This is a genomic window from Nostoc paludosum FACHB-159 (assembly GCF_014698835.1).
Lineage (GTDB): Bacteria > Cyanobacteriota > Cyanobacteriia > Cyanobacteriales > Nostocaceae > Nostoc > Nostoc paludosum.
Window position 1 is genome coordinate 24,704 of sequence record NZ_JACJTU010000006.1, and the last position, 16,837, is coordinate 41,540.

At 40.7% G+C, this 16,837-nt stretch carries 11 protein-coding genes and 1 pseudogene; 7 read left to right on the forward strand and 5 right to left on the reverse strand.

Features of this window, described 5'->3' with window-relative positions; all coding sequences use genetic code 11:
• Positions 1-118 precede the first annotated feature (118 nt).
• The 3 genes from H6H03_RS07825 to H6H03_RS07835 all read left to right on the forward strand — a co-directional run bounded on the left by H6H03_RS07825 (position 119) and on the right by H6H03_RS07835 (position 2,889).
• Complete coding sequence (locus tag H6H03_RS07825) at positions 119-1,204, forward strand: AI-2E family transporter (RefSeq protein WP_190954589.1); 1,086 nt, start codon at positions 119-121, stop codon at positions 1,202-1,204.
• 118 nt (positions 1,205-1,322) lie between these two features.
• Entirely contained in the window at positions 1,323-1,487 is a 165-nt protein-coding gene (gene rd / locus H6H03_RS07830) for a rubredoxin (RefSeq protein WP_190954590.1), read from the forward strand.
• A 154-nt stretch (positions 1,488-1,641) separates the two neighbouring features.
• Positions 1,642-2,889, forward strand: coding sequence for a BaiN/RdsA family NAD(P)/FAD-dependent oxidoreductase (locus tag H6H03_RS07835; protein WP_190954779.1), 1,248 nt, complete (start codon positions 1,642-1,644; stop codon positions 2,887-2,889).
• A 622-nt stretch (positions 2,890-3,511) separates the two neighbouring features.
• On the opposite strand, the gene rpsU is transcribed toward H6H03_RS07835, so the two are convergent.
• From rpsU to H6H03_RS07855, 4 genes are all read right to left on the reverse strand, one after another.
• Positions 3,512-3,706 (reverse strand): 30S ribosomal protein S21, encoded by a 195-nt coding sequence (rpsU, locus tag H6H03_RS07840; RefSeq protein ID WP_073645277.1) that lies wholly within the window; start codon positions 3,704-3,706, stop codon positions 3,512-3,514.
• A gap of 124 nt (positions 3,707-3,830) precedes the next feature.
• Entirely contained in the window at positions 3,831-4,139 is a 309-nt protein-coding gene (locus H6H03_RS07845; protein WP_190954591.1) for an RNA recognition motif domain-containing protein, read from the reverse strand.
• 391 nt (positions 4,140-4,530) lie between these two features.
• Positions 4,531-5,391, reverse strand: coding sequence for a 3'(2'),5'-bisphosphate nucleotidase CysQ family protein (locus H6H03_RS07850; RefSeq protein ID WP_190954592.1), 861 nt, complete (start codon positions 5,389-5,391; stop codon positions 4,531-4,533).
• 62 nt (positions 5,392-5,453) lie between these two features.
• Entirely contained in the window at positions 5,454-6,311 is an 858-nt protein-coding gene (locus H6H03_RS07855) for a sugar kinase (protein WP_190954593.1), read from the reverse strand.
• Positions 6,312-6,463: 152 nt separating this feature from the next.
• Between H6H03_RS07855 and rsmI the strand changes: the two genes are divergently transcribed.
• The 4 genes and pseudogenes from rsmI (at position 6,464) to H6H03_RS07870 (ending at position 10,258) form a co-directional block, all read left to right on the forward strand.
• The gene (rsmI, locus tag H6H03_RS07860; protein ID WP_190954594.1) at positions 6,464-7,330 is read left to right on the forward strand and encodes a 16S rRNA (cytidine(1402)-2'-O)-methyltransferase; all 867 of its coding nucleotides are present in this window, start codon (positions 6,464-6,466) and stop codon (positions 7,328-7,330) included.
• Positions 7,331-7,410: 80 nt separating this feature from the next.
• Positions 7,411-7,959 (forward strand): annotated as a pseudogene (locus H6H03_RS41970) (mannosyltransferase family protein); the annotation flags it as partial.
• Positions 7,960-8,319: 360 nt separating this feature from the next.
• A complete protein-coding gene (locus H6H03_RS40175) occupies positions 8,320-8,718 on the forward strand; it encodes a hypothetical protein (RefSeq protein WP_242065739.1) in 399 nt (132 codons plus the stop codon).
• A gap of 52 nt (positions 8,719-8,770) precedes the next feature.
• Positions 8,771-10,258, forward strand: coding sequence for an ArnT family glycosyltransferase (locus H6H03_RS07870; protein ID WP_190954596.1), 1,488 nt, complete (start codon positions 8,771-8,773; stop codon positions 10,256-10,258).
• Between the two features lie 93 nt (positions 10,259-10,351).
• Here the strand turns inward: H6H03_RS07870 and H6H03_RS07875 are convergent, their stop codons facing one another.
• A complete protein-coding gene (locus H6H03_RS07875) occupies positions 10,352-16,291 on the reverse strand; it encodes an amino acid adenylation domain-containing protein (protein ID WP_190954597.1) in 5,940 nt (1,979 codons plus the stop codon).
• Positions 16,292-16,837: the final 546 nt, after the last annotated feature.

The window sequence follows — 16,837 nt, forward strand, 5'->3', positions numbered from 1 at the left end:
CTTCCTTGCTATCAGATAGTCTAATAGATACCTTTGTTAAAAATATCTACGATCGCGATCGACACTAACGCCAGTTTTACAATTTATCTCAAGGAGTCCTAAAAACAGATTGCCTCAGATGCGCCGTTCTGCCTCCCTTAAACGTCTGTTAATCTATGGTCTGAGCGGTCCGCTGATCGCTCTCAATGTCTGGTTGCTATCGGTGCTTTTTCGTTATTTCCAGCATCCAATTAGCATTTTGAGCATTGCAGCAATTCTGGCTTTTTTACTAAATTATCCGGTTAAGTTCTTTGAACGCGCTCGGATTACTCGCACTCAAGCGGTGAGTGTTGTTTTACTTGCCACTTTAACCATTTTGGTAATCCTGGGCGTGACGCTAGTACCAATGGTGATTGACCAAACAACCCAATTATTAAATAAGATTCCTGATTGGTTAACTGCTAGTCAAGCAAATCTAGAGCAGGTTGAGGCGCTGGCCAAGCAACGACGTTTACGTTTGGATTTGAGGGTTGTGAGCGGTCAAATCAATGCCAACATTCAGAATGTAGTGCAACAACTAGCTTCTGGTGCAGTGGGATTTGCTGGAACGCTATTGTCAGGATTATTTGACGTAGTGCTAATAATTGTGCTGGCGTTTTATATGCTTTTGTATGGCGATCGCGTTTGGTATGGTTTGGTAAATCTTTTACCCTCTGATATAGCAGATCCCCTGACTGCATCTTTGCGGCTAAATTTCCAAAACTTCTTCCTCAGCCAGTTGTTGTTGGGACTATTCATGGTAACAACCTTGACCCCAATTTTTCTAGTCTTGAAGGTACCTTTTGCTCTGTTGTTTGCCATACTAATCGGGCTTTCAGAACTCATTCCCTTTATTGGAGCATCTCTAGGCATCGGTCTAGTGACGATTCTGGTATTGTTACAAAATTGGTGGTTAGCAGTTCAAGTTGCCGTGGTATCAATTATCATGCAGCAGGTTAAAGATAATCTATTAGCTCCCAGATTACTTGGCAATTTTATCGGACTCAATCCCATCTGGATTTTTGTTGCTATTTTGATGGGGTATGAGATTGCTGGATTGTTGGGGACACTTGTTGCTGTTCCCATTGCTGGTACTATCAAAGGCACTTTTGATGCCATCAGAAGCGGGAAATCAAGTGAATTTGTATCAACAGTCACTATCACTCACGATCCACCCCTTGATTAAATTAGATAATTTAGTAAATATTCAATGCCGTTTAAGAATTGTGGCGTGCCTATTGTCGCTGTGTACCCAAAGTATTTAATAGTCAAGCAATGCGAATAATTTTTTAGGAGAATGGAAAATGCAAAAGTATATATGTACTGTTTGTGGTTATATTTACGACCCACAAGCAGGTGATGAAGACGGCGGTATAGCACCAGGAACAGACTTTGGAAGTATCCCAGATGATTGGGTCTGTCCAACTTGCGGCGCCCAAAAATCAGACTTTGAACTTTATGAAGAGTGAAGATATAGCAACTGCCAGCTAGGTTAGGACATAAACTAATGCTAAAACCCCAACACCAGTAAACTTTCAAACCTGTTGCCTATTGCCTGTTCCCTGTTCCCCGGTATAACAGCTAGCCTAGAGAGTAGATGCCTGAAAAGAGATATTTTTGAAATTGCTACCGTTACAAATTGTAGTTATTGGGGGTGGGGCAGCGGGTTTTTTTGGCGCGATCGCTTGTGCTAAAGTTAACCCTGATGCCCAAGTTACTTTAATCGAAGCTAGTCGCCAACCCCTAGCGAAAGTCCTTATTTCTGGTGGCGGACGCTGTAACGTCACTCACGCTTGCTTCGATCCTGGGGAATTAGTGCAAAATTACCCCAGAGGCGCGAAAGCTTTGCGCGGCGCTTTTACTCGGTTTCAAGCTCAAGATACAGTAGCTTGGTTTGCTAAACACGGAGTCTATTTAAAAACTGAAGCCGATGGTCGGATGTTTCCTGTTACCAACACTTCAGAAACAATTGTAGAATGTCTGATTAAAGCGGCAGCGACATCTGGAGTCAAACTTCGCATCGGTACACCCGTAACTTCAGTAAAACGCACTTCTAAAGACCACGGGTTTGATATCCTGTTGAAGTCGGGAGAAACAATAAAATGCGATCGCCTACTTCTTGCTACCGGTAGTAGCTTGATAGGTTATAAAATTGCTAGAGAGTTAGGACATAAAATTGAATCACCCGTTCCCTCTTTATTTACCTTCAATATTCTCGATCCAAAGCTGAGGGAGTTAGCAGGAATTAGCGTTGACACCGTACAATTGCGGTTATCTGTAGGTGGCAAGTCTCAATTACAACAAACTGGTCCGTTACTGATTACTCATTGGGGTTTGAGTGGCCCGGCTGTTTTAAAGCTTTCTGCCTGGGGTGCAAGAGTTCTACACGAAAGCCGCTATCAAGCAACATTATTAATTAATTGGTTGCCTGGTTTGCAACAAGAACAAGTGCGAGAACAAATTTTAGCAGTCAAGAATGAATGGGCAAAAAAAGCGATCGCATTGCATCGTGGTGTTGACCTGCCGCATCGTCTGTGGCAATATATCATTGCCCGCGCAGGTATTACCACAGAGGATCGTTGGGCGGGAATATCTAATAAAACGTTAAATCTGTTAGTCCAAGAACTCACCCAGGGGCAATATTTAATCAGTGGCAAAGGAGTTTTTAAAGAAGAATTTGTTACTTGTGGCGGTGTCAATCTCCAAGAAGTAAACTTTAAAACAATGGAAAGTAAGCTAGTTCCTGGGCTTTATTTTGCTGGAGAAATTTTAGATATTGATGGTGTGACTGGCGGCTTTAACTTCCAAAGTGCTTGGACAACGGCATATTTAGCCGGCAATGCAATGGGAACCGAACTGTCGCACATTTAAGACAGCAGGTATTTTCGTGTTGAGTGTTGACTGTTGAAAGTTAACCTTAAAAGGGAACACTCAACTGGGAAATCTCTTAATTTTCAAAGATTATATCATGTCCGGTTAATTAGTTATATTCCCACACTCATTGCACCCCACCCCGCCAAAGCTGTGCTTTGTCTCCCCTCCCCGCCTGCGGGGCTACGGTGTACACACAAGTATAGCCAGCATGGGTTTCAACTCTTCTAAGGGTGTTGTAGGGTGTGTTATCGCGCCAGCGTAACGCACCGCCAAAGATTTACGGTGCGTTAGGACTGCCGTCCATAACGCACCCTACCTTTCCTCAAATCTTTTATAGATGGGGTTTTTCCGACTTGTGTGTACACCGTAGGCCTGCGGGGTGAGGTTCTTCGCGATTTAACAAGCAATCAAGCTGACATAATATTATAGGGGTTTAGCAATCCTAAACCCCTACTCACTAGTAGCTATTTTCAAGTTAGATATTCGTGCGGTCAATCACGCAACGAGGTATGAAAATATTTCTTTCCTAGTCCCCAGTCCCTATTTTTAAAACAGATATTGCCATGATGAAGAGATGCTGAATAAATGGCAAAATTAAGGGTACAATGACTGTAAATTCTTACCTAAAACGAGAATTTTGTTTACGGCGTTGCTTATGTCTAGCAATTGCTTTGCGCTTCTCTTTTTCTATTGGAGTCTCGAAGTGACGTTTTTTTCTCATATCTTGGAAAATTCCTGCTTTAGAAACTTCCCGCTTAAATCTTCGTAGGGCTGATTCAATACCTTCATTCTCTCCTAAAACTACTTGTGTCATTCTCATTCCTCCTAAATGTGGATGAATAATTGAAAACTAAAATACAAAAGAAAATATTCCAGCAGATTCGAGCCTTTGGCTTTATCTGCTGGAGACTCTAAATGTGAGATTTTTAAGAATCAACTTAGTAGTTTCTGTTGCGGCGAGCATTGCCGCCACCCCAACTCCCACGAGAGGAATTGTTTCTTTCCTCACGGGGTTTAGCTTTATTTACTCTCAAATCACGTCCCATCCATTCAGCACCATCAAGTGCTTCAATGGCAGCTTGTTCTTCTGCATCTGTTTGCATTTCCACAAAAGCGAACCCACGCGGCTTGCCTGTTTCTCTGTCTGTAGGTAATTGAACACGGGCTACTGTTCCGTATTCTGCAAATGCCCGCCTGAGGTCGTCTTCCGTAACCTGATAGGACAGGTTACCAATGTAAATTGACATAAGAGTCTCCGAATTTAGGGAGTGTAGAGAGTTAAATTCGGAGAGACGCTTTTAAAGATCAAAACGAGTTACTCAACCGAACATAATCCTTATAAGGATAAGTGTAGCACAGCCTTTTAATATGCATTCACAGTGAATTTGATTCCCAAACCAAAGTTTCAGGACGGGGTTTTAACCCTTCCAACGATACGCTTTGGCTGTTTTTGCTATGACAGTTTTAATTTTAAAAGCCAATCAGTATTAACTAGCGATCGCCCAGAAATTAGTGTTTTGGAAATTTAGATATGTACTTAGCTTTAAGGATTATTTACTAGTGGGGTTTATTGTACCATAAATTACCGTGTTAAAAGCGAACTGGAAAATCATCGATGTCCAAATGTTCCAAACAATTTTAGCCCTCGCTGAACTGGGCTAAAATCCTTTCTGCTTCTTTACACAGCACCTCATGATGTTCACCGTTACTAGCCAGCAAACCTCCCCATTGATTAATATCACCGGTGTTGTATTCCAAGGGCGTACCGTCGAAGTGAGTAAATTGACCTCCAGCTTCTGTTAAAATCAGTTCTGGCGCTGCCATATCCCAATCTTTGGGAGCAGATTTGCCAGATAGAGAAATGTAAATTTCTGCTTGTTTTTCGACAATTGTGGCGATTTTACAGCCGACACTGCCAACAGCTTTTTGATTTTGACAGGGTAAGTTTTGCAGTAAATAATCTAACCGTTGATTGCGGTGAGAACGACTCACGACTAAAGTTAAATCTTCAATTCGTTTAGCTGACGACACTTGTAAAGCAACAGAACCATCGCAGGTTTCTACAAATGTACCGCCTCCCTTTGTAGCATAATACAACTTTTGCGCTTCTGGAACTGCCACTACTGCTAACACTGGGCGTGTTTCTTTGACTAAAGCAATGTGAATGGCATATTCTCCAGTTTTTTCGATAAAGTCCCGCGTGCCGTCTAAGGGATCTATAATCCATACCCAAGGGGTAGAAGATTGTGGAGACTTACTTACGGATTGATAGGTTTCTTCGCTGATGTAATTAAAATCTTCATTACCCAAACTTGCTTGTAGCTTTTCGAGGATATATTGACTGACAGCTACATCTGCAACGGTAACAGGTTCATTTTGTTTGTATTTTACTGCTAAATTAGGATCTTTGGCAGTGCCGTGATAATAAGATCGCAGTATATCCGCGGCTTCCCAACCTATCTGACGAGCGATCGCTAATATTTCTTGTAAGTCTTTCATCAATCTAGCTTAATGTAACTTAAAAATATATAACCTCAGTCGGGGGACATAGCTGTGCGTCCCTAAATAAAATTCATCCAGCGTCGAGTGCCAAAATATTGGCAGGAATTAGCAGCGATATTTGCTGCTAGTGCCAGTGCGTTGGTAAAACTTTCTCTTAAAATGTGGTGACAGAAGCCACCGTGAAAAATATCTCCAGCTCCTAAGGTATCAACTGCTTGAATTTGGGGCACATCTACAATACCAGTTTTATTGCAACTCAAGTATTGAATTGGTTGTTCTCCGTGAGTAATGGCGATATGAGGAATATTAAATTTGCTTAGATAACGAAAAACTTCTTCTGAAGTTTGACAGTTAGGTGGATGAAAATTAGCCGAACATATAGCGTAGTCTACAAATGGTAGGATTTCTTCAAATCCGGGTTTCCAGCTACCACCATCGATGACTACCGGGATACTCTGGACTTTCGCCATTTTGGCTATGGAGTAACCAACAGCCATCTGATGTCCGTCAATTAGTACTATGGCAACATTTTCTAAAATATTTGCTGGGATGGATGCGCTACTGGCTTGAGTTTTCACAGCATTGATGGAAACCACAGCTCTTTGCCCTGTGGCTTGGGTAACAATAATTGAAGAGACTGGTGGTGCTAAATCGATGGTAGGCTCAAGATCGGCGATCGCCACTTGATAATTTGCCAAATCACCTCGAATTAACTGTGTCATTGGGTGAGAACCTAGCACACCTAAGACTGTAGCCTGATTACCTAAATAGCTAAAAGCCACAGCTGCGTTTGTAGCTGGGCCACCCCCTGCCACAGTATAGTCAATAGCAACTATCTTTTGATTATTCTGAGGCAAAGACTCAGCTAGGTAAATCAAATCCAAGGTTACCAAACCTACAAATAACCCATTAGCCATTAGTTATTAGTCATTTGTGTTCGTAGTAGTGTATGAATTGTTTTTTCTAACAGACGCGATTAATCACCTCTTTTGTACAGACGCAATGAATTGCGTCTCTACTCTTAACTTTTGTACAGACGCGATTCATCGCGTCTCCTAACTTTTAACTCATGCAAACCGATCCCAAACCAAGAACACTGTACGTCGTTGGCACACCAATTGGCAACTTAGAAGATATGACTTTTCGGGCTGTGCGAATTTTGCAAACTGTGGATATTATTGCTGCGGAAGACACGCGCCACACAGGGAAATTGCTACAGCATTTTGAAATTAAGACACCCCAAATAAGTTACCACGAGCATAATCGTACCAGTCGCATTCCAGAAATATTACAATATTTGGCGAATGATAAAGCGATCGCTCTAGTCAGCGATGCTGGAATGCCAGGAATTTCCGATCCTGGATATGAGTTGATTAAAGCTTGTATTGAAGCAGGTATTTCCGTAGTTCCTATTCCTGGTGCAAGTGCAGCAATTACAGCTTTGAGCGCAGCTGGACTACCTACGGATCGGTTTGTCTTTGAAGGTTTTCTGCCAGCAAAAACTCAACAGCGACGAGAACATTTAGAATCTTTACAAACAGAATCTCGCACATTGATTTTCTACGAATCGCCCCACCGTTTGCAAGATACTTTACAAGACTTAGCAGAAATTTGGGGAAGCGATCGCCAAATCGTACTCGGACGGGAGTTAACTAAATTGTATGAGGAATTTTGGCGGGGAACAATTGCCGAAGCGATCGCCCACTACAGCCAGCGAGAACCCCAAGGTGAATATACCTTAGTTGTTGGGGGAATTCCACCGAGTCAGATCCAATTAACACAAGAGGAATTAAAAGCCGAATTGAAACAATTAATTACTCAAGGAATATCGCGATCGCAAGCTAGCCGTCAATTAGCAAAAGTAACTTCTCTTCCCCGTCGCCAACTCTACCAACTAGCTCTTTCTTTGGTTATAGACTCTGATTCTAATATTTAAACATATGAACAAGGTATATTATGTATGCAAAATAGTACGATTATAAATAAAATGTTCGTGCTTTAATTGCTAAATTTTAGATGCAAAACTTAGCTCGTTTCTCCTTTTGGAAGCAAATCTTTATTGCTCTCCTGTTTTATGTTATTTGCAGTAGTATAGGTGTCCTACTTTCACCACATGGAATTGCAAAATTAGCAGTACAAGAGGGAAAAGAGTTTCAGTACTGGGATGCAATTCATTATGTCAATTTGGGTTTTAATCCTCAATGTCAAGCCTTCTACCCACTCTGGTCTCAAATAAATCGTTTATTTGCCCCAGAGAATCCCCTTGTTGGGCTGCGGTATGCTTTTATTCTGTGTAACATCCTCTTTGTCTTGTCACTGCCTATCCTCTTATACGTCTTGCGAAAAGTCATTAAGTCAGAAAGTCTAAGCTTTATCACTCTCATACTTTATGTTGTCAATCCCAATTCTATTTTCCATAGTATTGGCTACACTGAGAGCTTGTTTTCCTTATGGGCAATTATTAGTGTAGTCGCTCTTTTGTTTTCAAATTCTGTATTTTGGAATGTCATCTTAGCAGTGTCCATGATTCTAATGTCTGTGTCTCGGCCGAGTTTAGTGCAACTTCTCTTTGCTTCATCTAGTGCGATATTTTGCGTATTTTTAGGAAGTCACTTCAGGTCTGAAACCCATTCCAAAACTAGGGAGTGGAAAAAATATACTATACCCGCTGGATTAATTGCTATATGCGCTATCGTAGGTTATTCAATCTACGGCATTTATTGTTTATTATCAACAGGCAACTTTTGGACTCCCTTTAAGGCTCAAGTGGAGTGGGGAAGAACTCTTCAGTTACGACCGTTATTCCTCCTCTTTCCTAGATCCCTGTTAAATGATTTACACGGTCTGTACTTTCCATTTATTCTATTATTTCTAGTGGTAATCCTGATTTACTTTCATACCAAAGACCAGAAAATTTCACTGTATGTGCCCAAACATCCTCTATTATGGATAACCCTTTTTTATCCTCCTATAGCGATTTTGATTTATTCCATTCGTTATTGGCTGTTAGCTAAAGCTGGCAAGCTTACTCCTCAATCTGTAACTTCAAGTATTTTCCAATTACAAACAAATTATGTATTCTTTTTTTGCTTATTCATTTGCATAGCCAATGCAGCTATTGGATTTTTAGCAGCTTCAGGCTATCTCTATAGTCTTGCAAGATTTGTATTCGCAACACCCTTCTTTTTTATTGCTTTTGGTATGGTCATAGGCCATCTTGATAGTCCAAAAACACGAGAATTTCTTTATGGGTGTATCCTGGTTTCTGCCTTAGGACTAATCGAACAATGGTATCGTTGGGGTAACAACCGTTGGGTAGGATAATTGGCTAAAACTTATTTCCCGCAATTAATCATGAGTTAAATAACATAGCTATATGCAAAATAATATCAGAAAAACTAAGTCTAAAAACTCGCCTATATTGTTCCTATTAATCTTAACCATAGCTATCAGAATCTACAACATTAATTCGCCAATTATCGGCATTCATTCCTGGCGTCAGTCAGATACAGCAGCAATAGCTAGAAATTTTTATGAGAATGGTTTTAACTTATTTTATCCTCAAATTGACTGGGGAGGTAATTCTCTTGGTTATTGTGAAACCGAGTTTCCAATTTATTCATTTATCGTTGCTCTTTTTTATAAAATTTTTGGAGTTGCAGATTTTTGGGGAAGATTTTTCTCAGTTATTTGTTTTTTAGTAGCTCTTTATTTCCTTTATCAGTTAATTAGCAAAATTTTAGATAAAAAGACTGCATCTTGGTCTTGTTTATTTTTTGCAATTTTACCTTTGAATGTTTATTATAGTAGAACTTTTCAACCAGAGTCGATGCTGTTGATGTGTTCAGTTATCGGCATATATTATTTTATTAAGTGGTTAGACTCGGAAAAATTACAAGATTTAATTTTATCGGGGAGCTTTGTTGCCTTAGCTTGTCTAATCAAAGTTTTACCAATAATTTATTTAGGAATACCACTTTTTTATTTAGCATGGACTAAATATGGTATAAGAGTTTTTTCTCAAATATGTCTGTGGATTTATAGTATCTTGATATTAATAACTGTAGCTATTTGGTATTACCATGCTCATCAACTATTTTTAGAGTATGGCAATACTTTTGGCTTTTGGTCGGGTTCAACCAATAGATATAACTATAATATTGTCCTTACCTCACGTTTTTGGACAGAAATATTCTTTAGAACCATTGTTAGGCATTTTGCAATTTTCGGCTTTCCCATATTTTTATTAGGTTTATTGCTACCTAGAAAAACTAGACAAGAATATGTATTAGATATTTGGTTAATTTCAGTAATTTTAACTTGGGTTTTAGTACCTGTTACAAGTTTAGTTCATGAATATTATCAACTTCAATTTATGCTTCCGGGAGTAGTATTCATGGGTAAAGCTTGTAGTTACTATTTGGAACAAGCTGCTGAGCAATTTAATTATAAGAAAGCTATAGTAGTGTGTTTATGTCTAACTGTGGCTGCTGGCTCTGTCATTTATACTGTTGATTATATGTTCAAAGAAAGAACAGAAAAATCGGCTGTTTTTCAATTGGCACAGCAAATAAAACAAAATACAGAACCAAAATCATTGATAATTGCTACTACTGGTAGTGACCCAACATTACTTTATTTATCACATCGGAAGGGATGGCTAATTAACCACAATGATGTTACTGAAGAATATATTTTATCTAAAGCAAAATTAGGAGCTAAATATTTAGTAGGAAGTTTTAATTTTGTAGAAAGCTATAATTTGTTGGTTGATGATAACCAAAAGAAAAAAGTTCAGGATTTTCTCGATAAATATCCCAATCTTTTGAAAGATAGTATGAGTTTCATTGCTAAATTAAACTGATTCTATAAAAGTAATGGTGCATCAGGCTAAAGCCTAACGCACCTAATTCAGATTTATGTCTCTCTGATTGTATTCTGAATTCTGACTTCTGTTTTAATTTTTCGGAGCCTGGGCTGGCATTAAATAATTTCTCAATATTTCAGCTAATACCTGTACGTGGGGTTCGTGAAGTAGAGAAAGGTGAGAACCGGGAATATAATGTACATCTAATCCTCCGGCAACTATCTCGCCCCAACCAAATTGAGGATCGTATTGTATGCCTATACCTTCGCCTCGGTTTTGGTCTTCAGTCCGCAAGAGGATAGCTCGACCAGGGTAGGCTGGATAAGTATATTGACTAATAGCTTGAGTATTAATGTCTATACTTTTTAAGTGTTTGTCAGTTTCAGGTAAATCAAGTTTGGCTTCCAAATAACGCCTATATGTATTTTGGAGGCGGGATTTATTCCAATAGCTCCATTTCACAATCTTTTGCCAGAGGTAGTCAACTCCTTGTTGAAGGATATTATTTAAATGCAAGAAGATGCGTTTGAAAAATGGCGATCGCCAGCTATAACCAGGACGACAACTATCAAGGATAATTAAAATACCAATTTCTTCACCTTTTTCGTGGAGTTGTCGAGCCATCTCAAAAGCAACTGCACCTCCAAAAGAATAACCTCCCAGAAAATAAGGGCCATGAGGTTGGAAGGTCTTAATTTCTTGAATGTAGTGCGCGGCCATGTCTTCAACGCGGGTATGGAAAGGATGTTTTCCATCTAGCCCCTGTGGTTGTAGTCCGTAAAATGGTTGTTCGGAACCTAAATTTTGTGCCAATTCACGGAAACACAAGACTTCTCCACCAAGTCCGTGAACGCAGAAGAAAGGCGGCTTGGAGCCATTGGGTTGAATTTCTACTAAGGATGACCAAGTAGCTTTTGATTTGTTTTTTGCTGAAGTCTTATTTATAGCTAAATCTGCTTCTTCACTGATGATTTTGGCTAAAGCTTCTACAGTACTTGACTGGAAAAGAATGGCAAGCGGCAAATTTTTATTAAATGTCTTTTCAATTTGCCAAAATAATTTTACTGCCAGTAGAGAATGCCCTCCTAATTCAAAGAAGTTATCTTGAATGCCAATGGGCTGTACGCCTAAAAGTTGTTCCCAAATTTCTGTTAGCTGGCGTTCCACTTCATTGCGGGGAGCAACAAAGGTTCCTTCTGGTTCTTGTCTTGATAAGTCGGGTGCAGGTAAGACGCGGCGGTTTACCTTGCCGTTGGGAGTTAGGGGCATGGCCTCCAGCAAGACGAAAGCTGAAGGTAGCATGTACTGTGGTAGCTTGGTCGAGAGGAAGCGCCGGATTTCACTAACTGTAGTTACTGAATCCTGATTTAGGATAATGTAAGCTACTAAACGTAGATCTCCTGGAACATCTTCACGGACAATTACTACAGTCTGGAGTACATCTGGGTGTTGGGCTAACACCGTCTCAATTTCTCCTGGCTCAATGCGTATGCCACGGATTTTGACTTGATGATCTTTGCGACCGAGGATTTCTAAAGAACCATCTGGACGATAGCAACCGCGATCGCCTGTATAATACAGCAAATCTTCTTCGTCATTTCCAAAGGGATTTTTGACAAAGCGAGAACGGTTTTCTTGCTGGGCATTGATGTAACCCAAACTCCGAAATGGAGTCCTAATTACAATTTCGCCCGGTTCGCCAATGCCGCACGGTTGATGATTTGGTGTAAAAACTAGTGCTTGGCTTTCTGGTAATGGCGATCCTACTGGCTGTATTCCTGGCATACACTCAACAGGTACTTGGTAATAACACTTAGCCAAGGTTGTCTCCGTTGGCCCGTAGAGATTGACAATTTCCCCTGATTCTGGGAAAGCATCCCGCCACCGAAGTACAAGTGTTTCCTTGAGAGGTTCCCCAGCAAAAAATAACCAACGTAAGTTACGTAGAAAAACTCCTGATGGTACATTCACTAACCAAGATTGTGCTAAGGAAGGAACTGTGTGCAATACAGAAATTTGCTCGGCTTCTAAGTAACGCAAAATTTTAGTCGGTTCTAAATTATCCCCTTCCTCTGGCAAACACAAAGTTGCACCACTAGTTAAAGGTAAGAAAATATCTCTGAGGACGACATCAAAGGAAAGGCCTGTCAATTGCGCAACGCGGTCTTGCTGACCAATTTTAAATGTCTGCCGCTGCCAGTTGAGAAAATGCGCCATTCCTTTGTGACACCCCAGTACGCCCTTAGGTACGCCAGTGGTGCCGGAAGTAAAGAAAATATAAGCTGCATCATCACCAGCGATTTGAGGCAAGTTTACAGTTTGAGTACTGCCTTGGAGTGAATTTAGAATTTCTCCTGTATCTGGATTTACCCAGATACTAATTAAAGATTCAGCTATGCCTCTATCTTCTTGAGCCTGAGTATCTATATATAATATGTATTTAGCTTTAGCTTGTTGTAGCATCAGCTGGTGACGTTGGCTAGGCAGTTTGCGATCGAGTGTCAACAGCACACCGCCGCTTAAAAGCACAGCTGTCATACTTGCAATCAGTCCAAAGCTGCGCGTCCCAAACACCGCCACCACATCTCCCCGCTGGAGTCCTTGGGATAATAAAGCCTCAGCTAAACCTTGAGCTATTTTCCCCAATTTTCCATAGTTCCAAGTCCGAGAACCTTGACGAAGTGCGGAATGTTCTGGCACAGAGTTCACCCAAGAGGTAAACATTGTTGTTACCAGTTCGTACTCTGGTTGAGGCAACACTGCTGTTGGTTCTGGCAGCAAAAATCGCGCTTGTGGTGTGACCAGAGAATACAAACTAATCTGATTTTCTGGAGCCGCAACAATTTGATTCAATAAATGATGGAATTGATGCAGCATTTCCATCATCCGCTCTGGAGTAAACAAATCGGTGTTGTAAACTAAATCAAGCTTGATTCCTTGATTTTGTTCTGTAACATACAAAGTTAAGTCAAACTTAGAACCTGTTTCTAGCATCGGGATTGGTTCTACAGCCACCTCAGGTATTTCCAGTCGGATGTCCCTCAAGTTGAGCATATTAAACCACACTTGAAAAAGTGGGTTGCGGCTGGTATCCCGTTCTGGTTGCAGTTCTTCCACCAGTTTCTCGAAGGGCATATCTTGATGGGCATAAGCACCCAAGGCCATCTGCCGGACTCGACTCAGCACTGAACGAAAACTGGGATCGCCAGAAAAATCAGTCCGTAAAACCACAGTATTAATGAAAAATCCAATTAACCCTTCAACTTCAGAACGGTTACGTCCAGCAATGGGAGAACCAATGAGAATATCTTCTTGCCCAGTATAGCGATGCAGTATTGTTCCAAAGGCCGCCAGCAAGGTCATAAATAAGGTGACACCTTCCTGACGCGACAGTTCTGTGAGTGATACACCCAAGCTTTGGGGTAGCGTTAATGACTCGGCCGCCCCTTGGTAAGTTTGCACTGGTGGCCGTGGTCGGTCAGTGGGTAATTCCAGTACAGTATTAGCGCCTGCTAACTGAGTTTTCCAGTAGTTTATTTGGTTGGAGAGGACTTCACCCGACAACCATTGATGCTGCCAAGCAGCAAAATCGGCATATTGAATGGGTAATTTTGCTAAGGGAGAAGGCTTACCATTTAAAAAAGCTTCATAAACGGCTACTAACTGCTGCCAGAGAATACCCATTGACCAACCATCTGAGGCAATGTGGTGCATGACTAACAGGAGTATTTGCTCGTGTTCGTCTATTTGCAGCAAGCTAGCCCGCAGCATCAAGTCAGATTCGAGGTTGAAGGGGGGTTGCGCTTCTTGAGTGAGGAGATATTGCGCTTGCTCCTCTGTGACTGTAATTACCTTGAGTTCGACAGACCGAGGGGGAGTAATTACTTGTATGGGGCTACCATCGGGTGATTTAATAAAGTTTGTTCGCAGTGCTTCGTGATGAACAACGATCGCATCTAGCGCCTGTTGCAATACACCCACATTTAACTCACCCGTTAAGCGCTGTGCATCTGAAATAATATATGCCCGACTGTTGGGTTCCAATTGCTCCAAAAACCAGACTCGTTGCTGGGCAAAGGATAAGGGCGCTGCTTCTCTGTTGGCAATTTGGGGAATGGCCTGATTTTCGGGATTATTTTCTGCAATTTGGTTTTGAGCAATTGCTTCGGCTAAATTAGCGATCGTGGGATTTTCAAACAAAACTTGCAACGATATTTCTATGCCGAAGGCTTCGCGAACTCTAGACATCACTTGAGTAGCCAGGAGTGAATGGCCTCCCAATTCAAAAAAGTTATTGTAGATGCCTACTTGTTCCAAACGCAGAACTTTTGCCCAGATGCTTGCTAAGACTTCTTCTGTGGGATTTTGGGGTGGGACAAAGTTACTTGAAAGATGAAGGTCGGATATATCAGGTGCAGGCAAAGCGCGGCGGTCTATTTTCCCATTGGGGTTTAATGGCAGGGTATCTAAAAATACGAAGTAGCCAGGCACCATGTATTCAGGTAGGCGACCTTGCAAAAACTGGCGTATTTCAACCTGAGTAGGAATTTCCCCAGGGTTAGGAACCATATATGCCACCAGCCGCTTATCGCCAGGAATATCTTCTCTAGCTATAACTAAAGTCTGCGTCAGCGCTGGATGTTGACTAAGTACAGCTTCAATTTCTCCCAATTCAATCCGGAAACCGCGTATTTTCACTTGGTGGTCAATGCGACCAACAAACTCTACATTGCCATCGCTGTTATAACGTGCCAAGTCCCCAGTTCTGTAAAGGCGTGCCCCTTCTTGAGAGCTAAAAGGATCGATAATAAACTTTTCTTTCGTCAGTTCTGGACGGTTGAGATAGCCCCGCGCTAAACCAATACCGCCAATATATAGTTCACCTGACTCACCAACAGGCACAGGCTGTAAATTTTCATCGAGGATGTAAATCTGAGCATTGGTAATGGGGCGACCAATGGGAGCAATGGTGTAACTAGTGCCCCGCTGGCAAGTCCAGAATGTGGTATCAATGGACGCTTCTGTGGGGCCGTAACAATTGTGTAAAACATTGTCCAAATTCAATTGGGCAAAAAATCGGTCTATGAGTTCTACAGGTAAAGCTTCACCACCGCAGGTAACGTGCCTGAGAAGTCGGCAATTCTCAATTCCCTTTTCTTCCAATAAAACACGCAATATTGAAGGTACCAAGGCTAGGACAGTGATTTGCTGGTGGGCGATCGCTTTTACAAGATAGGCAGCGTCTTGATGTCCACCAGGACGAGGTATAATTAATTGCCCCCCAAAGCACAACGGCCAGAATATCTGCCACACTGAGGGGTCAAAACTAAAAGAAATGGTCAGTAAAACTTTGTCTGCGTCAGTTAATCTAAAGGTTGTTTGCCGCCAGTGCAATTGATTGCAGATTCCACGGTGAGGAATCATTACACCCTTGGGCTGTCCTGTAGAACCAGATGTGTAAATTACGTAAATTAAATTATCAAGCGTCGTTTGATTTACAGGATTTTCTTGGTTGTTTTGGGTGTTTTCTTCCAAAAGCAAGTCTAGACAAATTACTTGTGCCTGATGCGGTGGTAAGTTCTCAACCAATTTCTCTTGGGTTAACAACACTGGTGTTTGTGTATCTTCCAAGATGAAAGCTAAGCGCTCTTTTGGATACGACGGATCTAAAGGCACATAAGCACCTCCAGCTTTGAGAATTCCCAACAGCCCTACAATCATCTCCAAGGAGCGCTCTAAACAAATACCCACAAGTACTTCTGGCCCAACACCTAATGTACGCAGATAGTGTGCTAGTTGATTTGCTCGTTGGTTTAACTGCTGATATGTAAGTTGCGTGTTTTCAAATACTACTGCAATTGCTTGGGGCGATCGCTCTACCTGCATCTCAAACATTTGATGGATACACAGATTACCAGCAATTGTTTGGGTATCAGTCCATTCGTGGATAACTTCAGTACCCCAAATGTTAGTTAAGGTATCTAACGGAATATTTTCTTTATCTTTTGAAGTATTATTGTCTATCTGCATTTTCTATATATCAAGAATTTACTAAAGTCTCTCGTTCCATTTGTGATTTTACTAAAGCCAAAATTCCTATTGATTTAATAATAATCAGGATATATTTATATTACTTAATTATTTGTATGTTTTTGATATATTGTATTTTTTAAGCCAGGAAAAAGCTGTACAGTCAGTAAAATAATTTTTTTCAATATTTCCTAATAAAAGAGGTTCCTGAGTTTTCAAGAGGCTTTAAATCAAAATTTATACCCAAAATTATAATTATCTATTATTTCAAAAGTTGCCTTTATAAAATATATAAAATAAATGTATATATGCTTGAAAAATCCCATAATCTCGGAGTTTAGGCTTTAAAAATTCAAAACTATATGACCAATTAAAAATAAATATTTGAGTTTTATGTAAAAAGTGAATTGCTGTTTTTAGTTACGTAATGTAGCAAATATCATAGTGGAGTTACTTTATCCCTTTTTATCCCTTTTTATATTGACTGGCTGAGCTAAAAAATAATTATTACCGAATCTTCATTGTGTTTCTTAGTATGTAAAATTA